14 protein-coding genes are annotated in these 16129 nt (G+C 73.7%); 12 read left to right on the plus strand and 2 right to left on the minus strand.

Annotated elements, in window-relative coordinates; genetic code table 11:
* Positions 1-135: 135 nt before the first annotated feature.
* On the minus strand, positions 136-963 hold the full coding sequence (locus ASF38_RS00575; protein WP_055969644.1) for an HAD family phosphatase: 828 nt from the start codon (positions 961-963) through the stop codon (positions 136-138).
* 159 nt (positions 964-1122) lie between these two features.
* On the opposite strand from ASF38_RS00575, the gene ssd reads away from it, so the two are divergent.
* The 8 genes from ssd (at position 1123) to ASF38_RS00615 (ending at position 6419) form a co-directional block, all read left to right on the plus strand.
* Positions 1123-2184 (plus strand): septum site-determining protein Ssd, encoded by a 1062-nt coding sequence (ssd, locus tag ASF38_RS00580; protein ID WP_056572972.1) that lies wholly within the window; start codon positions 1123-1125, stop codon positions 2182-2184.
* Positions 2181-3347, plus strand: a complete 1167-nt coding sequence (locus tag ASF38_RS00585; RefSeq protein WP_055969637.1) for a TadA family conjugal transfer-associated ATPase — start codon at positions 2181-2183, stop codon at positions 3345-3347. Before ssd ends, ASF38_RS00585 begins: the two co-directional genes overlap by 4 nt.
* Positions 3344-4222, plus strand: coding sequence for a type II secretion system F family protein (locus ASF38_RS00590; RefSeq protein WP_056572975.1), 879 nt, complete (start codon positions 3344-3346; stop codon positions 4220-4222). The genes ASF38_RS00585 and ASF38_RS00590 overlap by 4 nt, the downstream gene beginning before the upstream one ends.
* Positions 4219-4932: a type II secretion system F family protein gene (locus ASF38_RS00595; RefSeq protein ID WP_055969631.1), complete on the plus strand. Its 714-nt coding sequence runs from the start codon at positions 4219-4221 to the stop codon at positions 4930-4932. Before ASF38_RS00590 ends, ASF38_RS00595 begins: the two co-directional genes overlap by 4 nt.
* Positions 4933-5062: 130 nt before the next feature.
* Entirely contained in the window at positions 5063-5314 is a 252-nt protein-coding gene (locus ASF38_RS00600; RefSeq protein ID WP_056572976.1) for a DUF4244 domain-containing protein, read from the plus strand.
* A 108-nt stretch (positions 5315-5422) separates the two neighbouring features.
* The gene (locus ASF38_RS00605) at positions 5423-5698 is read left to right on the plus strand and encodes a DUF4244 domain-containing protein (RefSeq protein WP_056572980.1); all 276 of its coding nucleotides are present in this window, start codon (positions 5423-5425) and stop codon (positions 5696-5698) included.
* Positions 5695-6051, plus strand: a complete 357-nt coding sequence (locus ASF38_RS00610; protein WP_056552775.1) for a TadE family type IV pilus minor pilin — start codon at positions 5695-5697, stop codon at positions 6049-6051. Before ASF38_RS00605 ends, ASF38_RS00610 begins: the two co-directional genes overlap by 4 nt.
* Positions 6048-6419 (plus strand): Rv3654c family TadE-like protein, encoded by a 372-nt coding sequence (locus tag ASF38_RS00615; protein WP_056572983.1) that lies wholly within the window; start codon positions 6048-6050, stop codon positions 6417-6419. The genes ASF38_RS00610 and ASF38_RS00615 overlap by 4 nt, the downstream gene beginning before the upstream one ends.
* An 18-nt stretch (positions 6420-6437) precedes the next feature.
* Here ASF38_RS00615 and ASF38_RS00620 read toward each other — a convergent pair whose 3' ends face one another.
* Positions 6438-8747, minus strand: a complete 2310-nt coding sequence (locus ASF38_RS00620) for a DEAD/DEAH box helicase (RefSeq protein ID WP_200914348.1) — start codon at positions 8745-8747, stop codon at positions 6438-6440.
* Between the two features lie 97 nt (positions 8748-8844).
* Between ASF38_RS00620 and ASF38_RS00625 the strand changes: the two genes are divergently transcribed.
* From ASF38_RS00625 to topA, 4 genes are all read left to right on the plus strand, one after another.
* Complete coding sequence (locus ASF38_RS00625) at positions 8845-9201, plus strand: STAS domain-containing protein (RefSeq protein ID WP_055969612.1); 357 nt, start codon at positions 8845-8847, stop codon at positions 9199-9201.
* A gap of 110 nt (positions 9202-9311) precedes the next feature.
* On the plus strand, positions 9312-11729 hold the full coding sequence (locus tag ASF38_RS00630) for a sodium-translocating pyrophosphatase (protein WP_055969609.1): 2418 nt from the start codon (positions 9312-9314) through the stop codon (positions 11727-11729).
* Between the two features lie 217 nt (positions 11730-11946).
* Positions 11947-13392 carry a methyltransferase gene (locus tag ASF38_RS00635; RefSeq protein WP_056572989.1) on the plus strand — a complete coding sequence of 482 codons (1446 nt, stop codon included), beginning with the start codon at positions 11947-11949 and terminating at the stop codon, positions 13390-13392.
* 133 nt (positions 13393-13525) lie between these two features.
* On the plus strand, positions 13526-16129 hold a 2604-nt coding region (gene topA, locus ASF38_RS00640; protein WP_056572993.1), incomplete at its 3' end, for a type I DNA topoisomerase.

The raw sequence follows: 16129 nt of genomic DNA on the forward strand, positions 1-16129 counted from the left end.
CCGGGCCGTCTGTGGAGTTGTCCTGCCCTCAGTTGTACGCCGCTGCCAGGACGCGCGGTAGCCCTACGGGGCCGTAACCTTGCGTGCCGCGGTTCACAAGCGCACGTGGCCCGTGCGGGGTCGGGGCGGATCGGTTCAGGTGTGGGGGAGGACCCGCTGCAGCAGCGACGGTGACGCGCGACGCGACCGCCGACGGGCGAGCAGGGCGACGCCACCTGCCGCTGCGACCGCCCCGAGGGTCCAGGCGGCGCGACCCGTGGGGCTGTGCAGGCCGAGCCTGCTGCGCAGTGCGACCGGCCGGGCGAAGGCCAGCACCGGCCAGTCACGCTCGGCGGCGATCCTGCGCAGGGTCTTGTCGGGGTTGACGCAGAACGGGTGACCCACCGTCTCGAGCATGGGCACGTCGGTCTCGGAGTCGGAGTAGGCGAAGCACGCGTCGAGGTCGTAGCCACGTTCCTCGGCCAGTCGCTTCATCGCGGTGGCCTTGTGCGGGCCGTAGGCGTAGAACGCGACCTCGCCGGTGTAGCGGCCGGCGTGCTCGACGAGGCGCGTGGCGATGACGTCGGACACGCCGAGGAGCTCGCCGACGGGCTCCACGACCTCCGACCCGGAGGCCGAGACGATCACGACGTCGCGACCGGCACGCCTGTGGTGCTCGATCAGGTCGACGGCCTCGGCGTAGACGATGGGGTCGATGACGTCGCGCAGCGTGCGGCGAACGGACTCGCGCACGATCTCCACGTCCCAGCCGGCGACCATGGCCGTGAGGTAGGTGCGCATCCGCTCGAGCTGGTCGTGGTCGGCGCCGTTGAGCCCGAACAGGAAGTTCGCGTACGCGCTGCGCAGGACCGCACGGCGCGTGAGCAGCCCGCCCTCGAAGAAGGGCTTGCTGAAGGCCAGGGTGCTGGACCGGGCGATGATCGTCTTGTCCAGGTCGAAGAACGCGGCCGAACGGGGGCTCACCCGCCCAGGATAGGCCGACCCGGCCGTCGCGTGGTCCCCCGCGTGGACACCGCGTCGGCGACGGGTCGTCCACAGGCCGTCCGATGGCGTGCGCGGCGTCGTCCACAGGCCGCTCGCGAGGTCTCGTCCGCGGCTCCCGTCCCTGGTTGCGTGAGAGCCATGGACGCCGCACACCTGCTGGTCGCCACGGGCGACGCCGACCTGCTCGACGACGCCCTCCGGTGGTGCGCCGCGGTGGGCGTCACGCCGGAGGTCGCGTCCGACGCGGTCGCCGCTCGGCGCGCCTGGTCCACGGCGTCGGCCGTGCTGCTCTCGGCCGACCTGGCGGGACCGCTCGCCCGCACGGCTCCGCCACGTCGTGACGGCGTGCTCGTGCTGGGTGGGGAGCCCGGCGGCACCGCCGGCGACACGCTCTGGCGCGACGCGGTGCTGCTCGGCGCCACGGCCGTGCTCGACCCCACCGACGAGACCGCCGTGCTCGCGCGACTCGGGGAGCTGCTCGACGGACGCGACGAGGCGGCGTTCCTCGCCGTCGTCGGTGCCGTCGGCGGGGCGGGCGCCTCCACCTTCGCCACCGCGGTGGCCCTGCACGCCGGTCGGCGCGGCCACCGCCCCGTCCTCGTCGACGCCGACACCAGGGGGGCCGGCGTCGACCTCGTCCTCGGCGCAGAGCGCGCCGAGGGGGTGCGGTGGCCCGAGCTCGGTGGCGCCGGCGGGCACGTCGGCGCCACCCGGCTCGCGCGTCTGCTGCCCGTGCACCACGGCGTGGCCGTGCTGGCCTGCCCCCGCGACGGCTCCGCCGTGCCGGTCGACGTCGCCCCCGACGTGCTGACCGCCGCCTCGCGTGCCTTCGACGTGGTCGTCGCCGACGTGCCCCGGCACCTCGACCCGCTCGGGTCGGCGGTGCTCGCGCGGTGCGAGGGAGCGGTGCTGCTGGTGCCCGAGGACGTGCGGTGCGTGGCGGCCGCGCGCATCGTGCTGGCCCAGGTGCGCGAGCACGTCCCACGGGTGGCGCTCGTGACGACTCGGCGCGCCGGAGGCGTCGGCTCGGGCCCGGTGGCCGAGGCGCTGAGGCTCCCGGTGGTCGCGCGGGTCGCCCACGACCGTCGGCTGAGGGCCGACCTCGACCACGGCCGCGGCCCCGGACGGTCGCGCCCGCTGCGGCGGGCGTCGGGGCAGGTGCTCGACGTCCTCGGCCTCGCGGCGGCAGGTCCGTCGTGACCACGATCGACGCCGCGCTCGTCGGACGGGTGCGCTCGCGGCTCGCCGCCGAGGTGCGCGAGCCCAGCGCGCAGGCCGTGGCCGAGGCCCTGGGGCTCGAGGCCGGGCTGCACGGCAGCGCCACGGTGCTCGCCGTGGTCGACGCCCTGCAGCGGGAGCGGCGCGGCGCGGGTGTCCTGCAGCCGCTGCTCGACGACGCCGACGTCACCGACGTGGTGGTCAACGGGGCCGGCGCCGTGCACGTGGACCGTGGGCACGGGCTCGAGCGGACCGACCTGCGGTTCCCCGACGACGCGGCGGTGCGACGACTGGCCCAGCGACTGGCCGCCCAGGCCGGCCGACGGCTCGACGACGCGAGCCCCTGGGTCGATGCGCGGCTGCCCGACGGCACCCGTCTGCACGCCGTGCTGGCACCGCTGGTGCGCCCCGGCACGGCCATCAGCCTGCGCGTCCCGGCCCGGCGCTCGTTCACGCTCGAGCAGCTGGTGGCCGCCGGCGGGATCCACGTCGAGGCCGCTCGGCTGCTGCAGCGCGTCGTCGCGACCCGGGTCGCCTTCGTCGTGAGCGGCGGCACCGGCAGCGGCAAGACCACGCTGCTCGGCACGCTGCTGGGGCTCGTGCCGTCCGCCGAACGACTCGTCGTGGTCGAGGACGCGGCCGAGCTGGCCCCGGACCACTCCCACGTCGTGTCGTTGGAGGCCCGACCGGCCAACGCGGAGGGCGCTGGCCTCGTGACCGTGCGCGACCTCGTGCGGCAGGCGCTGCGCATGCGGCCGGACCGGCTCGTCGTCGGCGAGGTTCGCGGGGGAGAGGTCGTCGACCTGCTCGCCGCGCTCAACACCGGGCACGAGGGCGGCTGCGGCACCATCCACGCCAACTCCGCGGCCGACGTCCCGGCCCGGTTCGAGGCGCTGGGGGTGGCCGGAGGCCTGGCACGCGACGCCGTGCACAGCCAGCTGGCGGCCGGGGTCGACGTCGTGGTGCACCTGCGTCGCGGTCGCGACGGTCTTCGTCGGGTCGAGGAGGTCGGTGTGCTGCACGCGGCGGGGCCCGACGGGCACGGGACGGTCCGCTCCGTGCGCGCAGCCGGGCTCGTCGACGGTCGCTGGACCGACGGCCCCGGTCGTGACCGGCTCGAGGACCTGCTGGACAGCCACGCATGACGGGGTCCACGGTCCTGGTCGCCGTGGTGGCGGCGGGACTGTCCGGGTGCGCGGTCCTGCTCTGGCTGCCGCCTCCGACGTGGCTGGTCGCCCTGCGCCTCGGGCCCGCGACGTCGCCGCCGCACCCGGGTGAGGGGCCGCCGTCCGCAGCGGCACGCCCGCTCCTGCTGCGGGTGGTGGCGTGGCGCCGCTGGCGGTCGTGGGTGCCCGTCGCGCTCGCAGCCGCTGCGGCCCCGTGGTTCGTCACGTCGCCCGTGTCCGCCCTGCTCCTGGCCACGGTCGCGGCCGTCGCCGTGGTGGCGTCGTCGTTCGTCGAGCGGCACCGCGCCGCGCGCGCCGCGAGCGAGCTGGCGGTGCGGGTCGCGGCCACAGTCGAGCTGCTCGCGGCCGAGCTGCGCACCGGGGTGCTCCCTCCCGTGGCCCTGCGCGGAGCGTGCGACGACCTGCCCGACCTGCGGCCCGTCGCCGAGGTGGCGGCCCGCGGCGGCGACGTGCCGGCCGCGCTCGACGGCGTGTCCCGTCTCCCGGGCGCCGGCGACCTCGCCGACGTCGCTGCCGCCTGGCGTGTGGCCGAACGTGCCGGTGCGCCGGTCGCGGACGTGCTCGACCACGTGGTCGAGGCGTTGCGCGCGGACCACGACCTTGCTCGAGAGGTCCGGGCGGAGTGCTCCTCGGCTCGTGCCACCGCTCGGCTGCTGGCGGTCCTGCCGCTGCTCGGGCTCGGCCTCGGCTCCGGTCTCGGCGGGGACCCGGTGCACGTGCTCACCGGCACCCTGCCGGGCGTCGTGTGCCTCGCGGCCGGGTGCGCGCTGGCGGCCACGGGGCTGGCCTGGGTCGAGCGCATCACCACCCGCGCCGAGGTGGGCGCGCGATGAGCCTGGCAGCGGCGCTGGTCGCGGCCGCCGCGGCCTGGCTGGCCGTGCCCGTCCCGGCCACCGACCGGCTCCGGGCGCTCACCACCGTTCCGACCTCGCGTCGGCGTCCGTCGCCGACCAGCGTGGTGACCGTCCTCACCCCGATCGCCTGCCTCGTGGTGCTCGGACCGGTGATCGGTCTCCTCGTCGCCCTCGCAGCCACCCCGGCGGCGCGGGCGGCGGTCGCGACCATGGCCACGGCGTCCTCGCGGCGGCGTGACGAGCAGCTGCAGCGCCAGCTGCCCGTGGCGCTCGACCTCGTCGTCGCCGTGCTGGCGTCCGGGCGACCGGCCGTCGTCGCGTTCGAGGTGGTCGGCGAGGTGGTCCCTGAGCCGCTCGCGACGGAGCTGCAGAAGGTCGGGCGACGGCTGCGCTCGGGCACGGACCTGCCCGCGGTGTGGGAGGTGCTCGCCCGGCACCGGGTGCTGGGCGCCGTGGGTCGTGCGTTCCGGCGGGCCGAGCAGTCCGGCTCGCCCGTGGCCGCGGTGCTGGCCGCCGCGGCAGCGGACCTGCGCCGCGACCGGGCGTCCCAGGCGCGTGAACGCGCGCGGGCGGTCGGCGTGCGCACTGCCGCCCCGCTCGGGCTCTGCTTCCTCCCGGCCTTCTTCCTCGTGGGGATCGTCCCGACCCTCATCGGCGTCGCGTCGGGGCTCGACCTGCTGGGCGGATGAAGGTGCCCGCCCGTCCACAGGCCGGACCGCCCTCGGGCCCGCTCGTCCACAGGTCGCCGACGGGGTGGTCGTCCGGGCTCGGGAGCGACCCATCTCCTGGGTGTCAGCACGTTCCACGAAAGGACACCCCATGAAGAACCTCCAGCACTCCACCCTCCAGGACCGGGCGACCCTCGGCCTCTCGCGTCTGCTCGCCCGCGGCGCCCAGCGCCGCGAGCAGCGTCGGGAGCAGGGCATGACCACCGCCGAGTACGCCGTCGGCACCCTCGGCGCCTGCACCGTCGGTGGCGTGCTCGTGAAGGTCGGCCAGTCGGAGTGGTTCGGCGAGCTCGTCCGCGACGTCATCGACAACATCCCGAGCCTCCTGCCCAACCTCTTCTGACCGACCTCCGGTGGGGCCGTCGCGGCGTTCACCAGGCCTCGACGGCCCCACCGGATCGAGCCACCGCACCTCGACCACAGCACCGACCCGACTCCCCAGGAGCCCACCGTGCACCAGCGCACCTCCTCCACCTTCGACGTCTCGTCCCTCTGCCGGACCGCCGCCCGCCGCTCCCGCCGCGGCGCTCGACGCGAGCACGGCATGACCACCGCCGAGTACGCCGTCGGCACCCTCGGGGCCGCCACCTGCGCCGCCGTCCTGGTCCACCTCGGGGCCGACGGCTGGTTCTTCGACCAGCTGCGCGAGATCTTCGCTCGCGCGCTCGACCCGACCACGCTCGTCGAGCACCTGCGCCGGGGCAGGCCGTGGACCCCGATCCGATGACCGGGCGCGGCGAGAAGGGCACGGCCACCGCCGAGCTGGCCGTCCTCGCCCCGTTCGCGCTCGTGCTCGTGCTGCTGCTCGTGTGGGTGGCGTCGCTCGGGGTGACCCAGGTCCGGCTCGTCGACGCCGCTCGCGAGGGTGCGCGGCTCGTCGCACGGGGCGAGGACGACGGTGGGGCCACGGCGCTCGTCCGCCGACTCGCGCCGGCCGGTGCCCGGGTGCGGGTGCAGGAGCAGGACGGCACGGTCGTGGTCACGGTCAGGGTCCGGTCCCGCGCACCGCTGGGCTTCGGCACCACCGTCGGGTCGCGCGAGCTCAGCGCGACGGCCGTCGCGGCCGCGGAGGCACCGTGAGCTCGGCCGCGTCCGGCCTACACCCCGAGGACGGTGCGGTCACGGTGCACGCGCTCTGGGTCGTCGCCGTCCTGGTCGGCGTGGTGGCGCTGGGGCTGCAGGTCATGGCCCTCGTGACGCTGCGCCACCAGGTGGCGTCCGCTGCCGACCTGGCCGCACTCGCGGGCAGCCGCGCCAGCACCGAGGGCGCCGACGGCTGCGGGGCGGCGCGCCGGCTGGCCCGGCGCAACGACGTGCGGCTCGAACGCTGCCGGATGGACCTCGACGTCGCCACCGTGACCGCCGTCGGCTCGGCCCGCCCGTGGTGGGGCGGGACGTGGACCACGCGCATCGAGGCCCGCGCCGCCCCTTCCTGGTACGAGCGTTGACCCGGCGCAGGTGGTCGGTCAGGCCTCGTCGTCCGGCGCGCCGTCCAGCAGGGCGTCGAGCAGCCGCACCGCGCCGGCCTTGTCGAGCGGCTCGTTGAAGTTGCCGCACTTGGGGGAGACGACGCACGACGGGCACCCGGTCGGGCACTCGCAGCCCGCGATGGTGGCCCGGGTGACGCGGAGCCAGCGCTCCACCACCTCGTAGCCTCGCTCGGCGAAGCCCGCCCCGCCCGGGTGCCCGTCGTGCACGAAGATCGTCAGCGTTCCCGTGTCGGCGTGCACCGCGGTCGACAGTCCTCCGAGGTCCCAGCGGTCGCACGTGGCGAGCAGGGGGAGCAGGCCGATGGCGGCGTGCTCGGCCGCGTGCGCTGCTCCCGGCACGTCCGTGTGCTCCAGGACCTGCGGCACCACGTCGGGGTGCAGCGTCCACCAGGTGGCCACGGTGCGCAGCGTGCGGGCGGGCAGGTCGAGCGGCTCCTCACCCACCAGGCTGCCGTCGTGCCGCCGGCGCGAGAACGAGACCACCTGGCTGGTCACGTCGACCTCTCCGACGTGGACCGTGGTGGCTCCCCACGTGCGGGTGCGCTGCGTCGACACCACCGAGACCTCCGTCGTGGTCCGGGCCGAGGTGGACCAGCCCGGGTCCTCGGTGTGCACGACCGCCACGCCGTCCTCCACGTCGTACTCGTCGACCACGTGGGCCACGCCCTGGTGCACGTACACGGCGCCCTCGTGCACCTCGCCGTCGGCGGACCCCGCGTCGACGGTGCCGATCAGCCGTCCGGTGGGACCGTCGACGATCTGCACCGGTGCACCGCCGCTGCCGCGCAGGTCGGCCAGGGCGGCGGCCCGGTCGCGCCGGGTCCAGAACCAGCCGCCGGGTCGCCGGCGCAGCCACCCCGCCGCCTCCAGCGCGTCGACCCCCTCGCGCGCCCGAGGACCGAACAGCGGCAGGTCGTCCTCCGTGAGCGGTAGCTCCTGTGCCGCGGCCGCCAGGTGAGGCCCGAGCACGTAGGGGTTGTCGGGGTCGAACACGGTGGCCTCGACCGGCGCGCCCAGCCAGGCCTCGGGGTGGTGCACCAGGAACGTGTCGATGGGCTCGTCGCGGGCCACGAGCACCCCGAGCGACGGCTGCCCGTCGCGGCCGGCTCGTCCCACCTGCTGCCAGAAGGCCGCTCGGGTGCCGGGGAACCCCACGCTCACCACGGCGTCGAGACCGCTCACGTCGACCCCGAGCTCGAGCGCGTTCGTGGCGGCCAGGCCCAGCAGGTCACCCGAGCGGAGCCGGTCCTCCAGCTCGCGCCGCTCCTCCGGCAGGTAACCACCACGGTAGGTCGCGACCCGTCCGGGCAGCTCGGGCGCGACCTCGCCCAGTCGCTGCTGGGCGCCGCGGGCGATGGACTCGGCCCCGCGGCGCGACCGGGAGAAGACGAGCGTGCGGGTGCGGTCGAGGACGAGGTCGGTGAGCAGCTCGGCCGCCTCGCGCCCGGCCGAGCGACGGGTCGGCGGCTGCGACGGGTGCGCCGCACCCACCAGGGGCGGCTCCCACAGCGCGATCGTCCGCGGTCCGTGGGGCGACGCGTCGTCGGTCACGGCCACCACGTCGAGCCCGGTGAGGCGTCGCGCCGACGCCGCGGGCTCGCTGACCGTGGCCGACGACAGGACCACCACGGGGTGCGACCCGTGGTGGGCGCACACCCGCAGCAGGCGACGCAGCACGTGCGCGACGTGGGCGCCGAAGACCCCCCGATAGTGGTGGCACTCGTCCACGACGACGATGCGCAGGCCGGCGAACAGGCGCGACCAGCGCTCGTGCCCGGGCAGCAGGGTGTGGTGGATCGTGTCGGGGTTCGTGAGCACCAGCTGGGCGTGGTCGCGGGCCCACGCCCGGTCGTCGAGCGAGCTGTCGCCGTCGACCGTGGTCGCGCGCACGAGGGCCGCCCCGTCGGGCCCGAGGGGGAGCCGACGCAGCTGGTCGGCCGCCAGCGCCTTGGTGGGGGCGAGGTAGAGCGCCGTGGGAGCGCGGTGGCCCTGGAGCGCGTCGCCCGACCTGCCGCGGACCAGCGCGTCGAGTGCCGGCACCTGGTAGGTCAGGGACTTGCCCGACGCGGTCCCGGTCGAGACCACCACGTGCCGCCCGGCGTGCACGTGCGCGAGCGCCTCGGCCTGGTGCCCCCACAGGTGGGTCACGCCCTGGGCCGCGAACGCCGTCCGCACGCGAGGCTCGACCCACTCCGGCCACGGCTCCACCACGGCCTCCCGGGCGGGCACGTCGTGCAGGTGGAGGATGCGGTCGCCGTGGCGCGAGAGCAGGCGTCCGATGTCCACCCCCACAGTCTCCCAGGCGGCACGCGACGGCTCCCCCGAGACGGGGGCGGGCTCGGTTCCTTCGTGGTTGACTGGTCACACCTTCGGAAGGACGTTGATGGACCTGCTCCTCACCACGCGCACCGACGACCCGTTCGAGATCATCGAGGTCGGCGGAGAGATCGACGTGTACACCGCACCACGCCTGCGTGAGGCCATCGTCGAGGCCGTCGAGGCCGGGCACCTGCGCCTCATCGTCGACGTCGAGCGGGTCGAGTTCCTCGACTCCACGGGACTCGGCGTGCTCGTGGGCGCCCTCAAGAAGGTGCGCGCCGGTGGCGGGTCCCTCGACATCGTGTGCACCCACCCGCGGCTGCTCAAGATCTTCGAGATCACCGGCCTCGACAAGGTGTTCGGCCTGCACGACTCCGTGGAGGCGGCGCGCGCCGCCCACGGACCCGCGTCGCTGGCCTGACCGCGCCCGCCGTGGACGACACGCGCAGGATTGTTACCCGGGTGTAGCCCGCGTCACATTTTCCTGGTTGGCTGGGGCCGACACCCCTGTCCCACACCACGGAGGAATACATGGTCGACGCGACGTTCGTTGCGGCGGCGAGTGATCTCGAGCTCTCGGGAGGCAACACGACGTTCGTCGCTGTGGTCGCCGGGATCGGAGTCGTCTCGCTCCTCTTCGCTGCACTGTTCCGCTCCCAGGTCCTCGCTGCCGACGACGGCACCGAGAAGATGCAGGAGATCGGACTGGCGGTGCAGGAGGGCGCCTCGGCCTACCTGACCCGCCAGTTCAAGACGCTCGCCGTGTTCGCGGTGGCCGCGTTCGCCCTGCTGTTCGCGCTGCCCGGTGCCACCGACGTCCGCATCGGTCGCTCGGTCGCGTTCCTGGCCGGTGCGCTGTTCTCGGCCCTCATCGGGTACTTCGGCATGTGGCTCGCGGTGCGGGCGAACGTCCGCGTGGCGGCGGCTGCCGAGAACGAGGGGCGCGAGGTGGCCATGCGCATCGCCTTCCGCACCGGTGGCACGGTCGGCATGTCCACGGTGGGCCTCGGCCTCATCGGCGCCTCGGTCGTCGTGCTGATCTATCAGGGTGACGCGCCCACGGTGCTCGAGGGCTTCGGCTTCGGTGCCGCGCTGCTGGCCATGTTCATGCGAGTCGGCGGCGGCATCTTCACGAAGGCCGCCGACGTCGGCGCCGACCTCGTCGGCAAGGTCGAGAACAACATCCCCGAGGACGACCCGCGCAACGCGGCGACCATCGCCGACAACGTGGGCGACAACGTCGGTGACTGCGCCGGCATGGCGGCCGACCTCTTCGAGTCCTACGCCGTCACGCTCGTCGCCGCGCTCATCCTCGGCTCGGTGGCGTTCGGCGAGCAGGGCCTGGTCCTGCCGCTGGTCATACCCGCCATCGGTGCTCTGACCGCGATCCTCGGCGTCTTCATCACGCGCGCCCAGCCCGGCGTGAGCGGCCTGAGCACGATCAACCGCTCCTTCTACATCTCGGCGTTCCTGGGTGCGGTGGGGTCGTCGGCCTTCTCCTGGTTCTACCTGCCGTCGTCCTTCGCGGACCTGTCGCTCCCGACGGCCGACGAGTCGTCGATCCTGTCGCAGGTGCTGCCCGTGGAGAGCGTGGCCGGCCTGGACGGCGACCCCCGCGTCATCGCCATGGTCGCCGTGATCATCGGCATCGTCCTGGCCGCCGTGATCCTCGCGCTCACCGGCTACTTCACCGGCACGGAGACGCGCCCGGTCAAGGACGTCGGCAAGACGTCGCTCACGGGGCCGGCCACGGTCATCCTGTCCGGCCTCTCGGTCGGCTTCGAGTCGGCGGTCTACACCGCCCTCGTGATCGGCGCGGCGGTGTTCGGCGCCTTCCTGCTCGGCTCGGGCTCGCTCGTCGTGGCCCTGTTCGCCGTGGCCCTGGCGGGCTGCGGCCTGCTCACCACGGTGGGCGTCATCGTGGCCATGGACACCTTCGGCCCGGTGAGCGACAACGCCCAGGGCATCGCGGAGATGTCCGGCGACGTCGGCGAGGAGGGCGCACAGATCCTCACCGAGCTCGACGCGGTGGGCAACACCACCAAGGCGATCACCAAGGGCATCGCGATCGCCACGGCCGTGCTGGCCGCGACCGCGCTGTTCGGGTCGTTCACCGACGCGATCCGCGACGGCTTCGGCGAGGTGCTCTCCGGCTTCGACGTCCAGGACCCCGAGCCGCTGCAGGCCTTCCTCGGTGGGCTCAGCTCCTCCGACGGGCAGGTCATCTCCGGCATCCTCAACGTGGCCGACCCGAGCAACCTCGTCGGCCTCATCATCGGCGTCTCGGTCGTGTTCCTCTTCTCCGGGCTCGCGATCAGCGCCGTCGGGCGTGCCGCGGGCGCGGTCGTGTACGAGGTGCGCCGCCAGTTCCGCGAGATCCCCGGGATCATGGAGGGCACCGGTCGTCCCGAGTACGGCAAGGTCGTCGACATCTGCACGCGCGACTCGCTGCGCGAGCTGGCGACGCCGGGCATCCTGGCGATCTTCGCCCCGATCGCGGTCGGCTTCGGCCTCGGCGTCGGCCCGCTCGGCGCCTACCTGGCCGGCTCCATCGGTGCCGGCACGCTCATGGCGGTGTTCCTCGCGAACTCCGGCGGCGCGTGGGACAACGCCAAGAAGCTGGTCGAGGACGGCAACCACGGCGGCAAGGGATCGCCCGCCCACGAGGCGACGATCATCGGCGACACGGTCGGTGACCCGTTCAAGGACACCGCCGGCCCGGCGATCAACCCGCTGCTCAAGGTGATGAACCTCGTCGCCCTGCTCATCGTCCCGGTCGTCGTGCAGGTGACCTACGGCGAGGACGCCAAGGACTGGGTCCGGTACACCATCGCCGGTGTCTCGGTGCTCATCATCGTGGTGGCCGTGTACATCTCCAAGCGTCGCCCGATCGCCATCGGCGACGTCCAGGAGGACGGTGCCATGGACGAGGCGACCAGCCCCGCCTGACCGCACCACCCCACGTGACCCCCGCGGCCCCGCCGCGGGGGTCACGTGCGTCTGGCGCACCGTCGCGTCCCTCCGTCCCCACGATTCCCATCAGGTGATGGGAATCGCGAGCCCACCACGGAACTCCGTGACTCACCTGGGGATGCCCGCCCAGGTGAGTGGGGGAGAACCAGGGTGAGTGGGTGGCATCGACGTGGCGGCGTGACACGCTGGCCGCATGGAACAGGTGCGCGCACGGCTGGCCGACGTCGGGTTCACGGTGGACCGGGTCCAGGAGCTCCTCGGCCCCGCCGCCCACGCCGCCCTGCTGCGCAACGAGACGACGCCGGCCGAGCGCGCCACGCGCGACGGCTCCGCGCTCTCCACGCTCGTGCGGCTCTTCTCCCTCCAGCGCGCCGAGCCGGCCCGTGCCGTCGAGGCCGCCCTCCCGGGGCTCGTCGACGACCTGCTCGAGCGGGGGCTGCTCGGACGCGACGGGTCCGACGTGCGTGCGCTCGTCGACGTCCGGCCCTACGGCGACGAGGAGCACGACTGGTGGGTGGTCTGCGACCTCACGCCCGGTCTCGACACCAGCCCGATCGAGGTCGGACCGGAGCACGTGCTCGGCATCAGCGAGGCGTCGTCGTCGCTCGCGCAGCTCACGGTGCCCACGTCGGGTGGACGCGTGCTCGACCTCGGCACGGGCTGCGGGGTGCAGGCGCTGCACCTGGCGCAGCGCCACGACCAGGTGGTCGCCACCGACGTGAACCCGCGCGCGCTGTGGGCGGCACGGCTCACGGCCGAGCTGAACGGTGCCGACGTCGACGTGCGCGACGGCTCGTTCTGGGAGCCGGTGGCCGGCGAGCGGTTCGACGTGATCGCCACGAACCCGCCGTTCGTCGTCTCGCCGCCCACGGGGGAGCGGCTCGTGTACCGCGAGGGGTCGCTCGAGACCGACGGCGTGGTGCGCACCGTCGTCTCGGGCGCCGCGGATCACCTGCGTCCCGGCGGCTGGTGCCAGGTGCTGGGCAGCTGGGTGCACACCGACGAGCCGTGGGAGGAACGTCTGCACGGCTGGATCGCACCCACCGGGCTCGACGCCTGGGTGGTGCAGCGCGAGGTCGTCGACCTGCCGGCGTACGTGGAGATGTGGCTGGCCGACGCGGGCGCACGCCACCGACCCGACTACGCCGAGCGCTACGACGCGTGGCTGGGCTGGTTCGACGAGCAGGGCGTGGAGGCGATGGCCTTCGGGTGGATCAACCTGCGGGCGGCCCACCGCGACGTCCCGGTGCTGCGGATGGAGCAGTGGCGCCACGAGGTCGTGCCGCCGGTCGGCGCCGCCGTGCTCGACTGGGCGGAGCGAGTCGACGCCCTGGCCGACGCCGACGACGTTCTCGACGTCCGCTGGACCCAGGCCACCGGCCTGGCGCAGGAGACGTACGGTCCGGCGGGCGCGGCCGACCCGGAGGCGATCGTGGTGCGGCTGGGGGAGGGGCTGCGTCGCGCGAGGCAGGTCGACACCGTGGAGGCGGGGCTGCTCGGCGCCCTCGACGGCGACCTCACGGCCGGTCAGGTGATCGACGCGCTCGCCCAGCTGCTCGACCGCGACCCGACCGAGCTGCGTGAGTCGTACCGACCCGTCGTGCACGACCTCGTGGCCGACGGGTTCCTGGTGCCCTGAGAGCGTCGGCGCAGGGCGTGGCGCGCGCCACGTCGGCCCCCGGGGCACGATGTTTGTTGACAGGACGCGTTAGCGTTTGCCCCGTCCGGCCCCCGACCAGTGGGGCCGACGCCGTCCAGCAGGGAGTATCACCGTGACCACGCTCGTCATCGTCGAGTCGCCGAACAAGGTGCGCAGCATCCAGTCGTACCTGGGTGACGGGTACGTCGTCGACTCCAGCGTGGGCCACATCCGGGACCTCCCGAAGGGCGCCGACCAGGTGCCGGCCAAGTACAAGGGGCTGCCGTGGGCGCGCCTCGGCGTCGACATCGACAACGGCTTCGAGCCGGTCTACGTGGTCGCCGCCGACAAGAAGTCGCAGATCACCAAGCTCAAGAAGCTGCTCAAGGAGTCCGACGAGCTCGTGCTCGCGACCGATGAGGACCGCGAGGGCGAGGCCATCGCGTGGCACCTGTACGACGAGCTGAAGCCGAAGGTGCCGGTCAAGCGGATCGTCTTCAACGAGATCACCAAGGAAGCGATCACCCGCGCGGTCGAGAACCCGCGCGACATCGACATGGACCTCGTCGACGCGCAGGAGACCCGGCGCATCCTCGACCGTCTCTACGGCTACGAGGTCAGCCCCGTCCTGTGGAAGAAGGTCATGTCGGGCCTGTCCGCCGGTCGCGTGCAGTCGGTGGCCACCCGTCTGGTCGTGGAGCGCGAGCGGGAGCGGATGGCATTCCGGTCCGCGTCGTACTGGGACCTCGACGCCACCTTCGACGCGGGCGAGAAGCACGAGGACGCCCGCCTGTTCCCGGCGCGGCTGGTGAGCGTGGGTGGCAAGAAGGTGGCCAACGGCTCGGCCTTCGCCGACGACGGCACCCTCAAGAACGCCGAGGTCGCGCACCTCGACGAGGCCCGGGTGACGGCGCTGGCCGCTGGCCTGCGCGACGAGTCCTTCGCGGTCGCCGCGGTCGACGCCAAGCCCTACACCCGCAAGCCCTACGCCCCGTTCCGGACCACGACGATGCAGCAGGAGGCGTCGCGCAAGTTCGGGTTCGGCGCGGCCCGCACCATGCAGGTGGCGCAGCGTCTGTACGAGGGCGGGCACATCACCTACATGCGCACCGACTCGATCACGCTGTCGCAGACGGCGCTGAACGCGGCCCGGTCGCAGGTCCGCGAGCTCTACGGTGCCGAGTACCTGCCCGAGAAGCCGCGCACCTACACGGGCAAGGTCAAGAACGCGCAGGAGGCGCACGAGGCCATCCGGCCGGCGGGCGAGAAGTTCCGCACGCCGCAGGCCACGGGGCTGCGCGGCGACGAGTACAAGCTGTACGAGCTCATCTGGAAGCGCACGCTCGCCTCGCAGATGAAGGACGCCCGGGGCGAGCAGGTCTCGATCCGGCTGGCGGCCACGGCCTCCGACGCCGCGGGTGCCGACGCGGGCGCCCCGGTCGAGTTCACGGCCTCCGGCCGCACGATCACCTTCCACGGCTTCCTCAAGGCCTACGTCGAGTCCCGTGAGGACAACGGCCAGGGCGACGACCAGCAGACCAAGCTGCCGGCCCTGGCGCAGGGCGACACGGTCGCGGCGCACGAGCTGACCCCGGCCGGCCACGAGACCAAGCCGCCGGCCCGCTACACCGAGGCCTCGCTCATCAAGGAGCTGGAGGAGCGCGAGATCGGCCGGCCGTCCACGTACGCGTCGATCATCGGCACCATCCAGAACCGCGGCTACGTGTTCAAGAAGGGCACGGCGCTGGTGCCGGCCTGGATCGCGTTCAGCGTCGTGCGGCTGATGGAGCAGCACTTCCCGCGTCTGGTCGACTACTCGTTCACGGCCGAGCTGGAGGACGTGCTCGACGAGGTCTCGCACGGTCGCGACGCCCGCCAGCGCGTGCTCGAGAGCTTCTGGGCCGGCAGCGGCGAGAAGGACACCGGCCTCAAGTGGCTGATCGAGAACCTGCCCGACATCGACGCGCGCGGACTGGCCACGTTCGAGCTGGGCGACGACATCGCGGTCCGCGTCGGTCGGTACGGCCCGTACGTCGAGGGCCCGCCGATGGTGCCCGGCAAGGACGGTGCCGACGTCCCCACGCGGGCCAACGTGCCCGAGGACCTGCCGCCGGACGAGCTGACCCTCGAGAAGGCCAAGGAGCTGCTGGCCAACCCGGCCGGCGCCGAGAAGATGCTCGGCACGCACCCCGAGACCGGCCTCGACCTGGTGGTCAAGAACGGTCGGTTCGGCCCCTACGTCACCGAGCTGCTGCCCGAGGGCGCCAAGAAGAGCGAGAAGCCGCGCACGGCCAGCCTGTTCCAGTCCATGAGCATGGATTCGATCGGGATCGACGACGCCGTCAAGCTGCTCACGCTGCCGCGCGTGGTCGGCAAGGACGCCGAGGGCGTCGAGATCACCGCGCAGAACGGCCGCTACGGGCCCTACCTGAAGAAGGGCACCGACTCGCGCTCGCTGGAGTCCGAGGAGCAGCTGTTCACCCTCACCGAGGAGCAGGCGCTGGCGATCTACGCCCAGCCGAAGACGTACGGCCGCCGCGGTGCGGCCAAGCCGCCGCTCAAGGAGCTGGGCGACGACCCGGTCAGCGGCAGCCCGATCGTCGTGAAGGAGGGTCGCTTCGGCGTCTACGTCACCGACGGTGAGTACAACGCCACGCTGCGCAAGGACGACTCCCTGGAGACCCTCACCGCCGAGCGCGCGCAGGAGCTGCTCGCCGAGCGCCGGGCCCGCGGCCCG

Origin of the sequence: Aeromicrobium sp. Leaf272 (assembly GCF_001422865.1) — a bacterium.
Classification (GTDB): Bacteria; Actinomycetota; Actinomycetes; order Propionibacteriales; family Nocardioidaceae; genus Aeromicrobium.

Excerpts from the sequence above, each read along its gene's own strand:
- ssd (WP_056572972.1), top strand. The coding sequence starts at position 1,123 with ATGGACGCCGCACACCTGCTGGTCGCCACGGGCGACGCCGACCTGCTC.
- ASF38_RS00590 (WP_056572975.1), top strand. The coding sequence starts at position 3,344 with ATGACGGGGTCCACGGTCCTGGTCGCCGTGGTGGCGGCGGGACTGTCC.
- ASF38_RS00595 (WP_055969631.1), top strand. The coding sequence starts at position 4,219 with ATGAGCCTGGCAGCGGCGCTGGTCGCGGCCGCCGCGGCCTGGCTGGCC.
- ASF38_RS00600 (WP_056572976.1), top strand. The coding sequence starts at position 5,063 with ATGAAGAACCTCCAGCACTCCACCCTCCAGGACCGGGCGACCCTCGGC.
- ASF38_RS00610 (WP_056552775.1), top strand. The coding sequence starts at position 5,695 with ATGACCGGGCGCGGCGAGAAGGGCACGGCCACCGCCGAGCTGGCCGTC.
- ASF38_RS00625 (WP_055969612.1), top strand. The coding sequence starts at position 8,845 with ATGGACCTGCTCCTCACCACGCGCACCGACGACCCGTTCGAGATCATC.
- ASF38_RS00630 (WP_055969609.1), top strand. The coding sequence starts at position 9,312 with ATGGTCGACGCGACGTTCGTTGCGGCGGCGAGTGATCTCGAGCTCTCG.
- ASF38_RS00635 (WP_056572989.1), top strand. The coding sequence starts at position 11,947 with ATGGAACAGGTGCGCGCACGGCTGGCCGACGTCGGGTTCACGGTGGAC.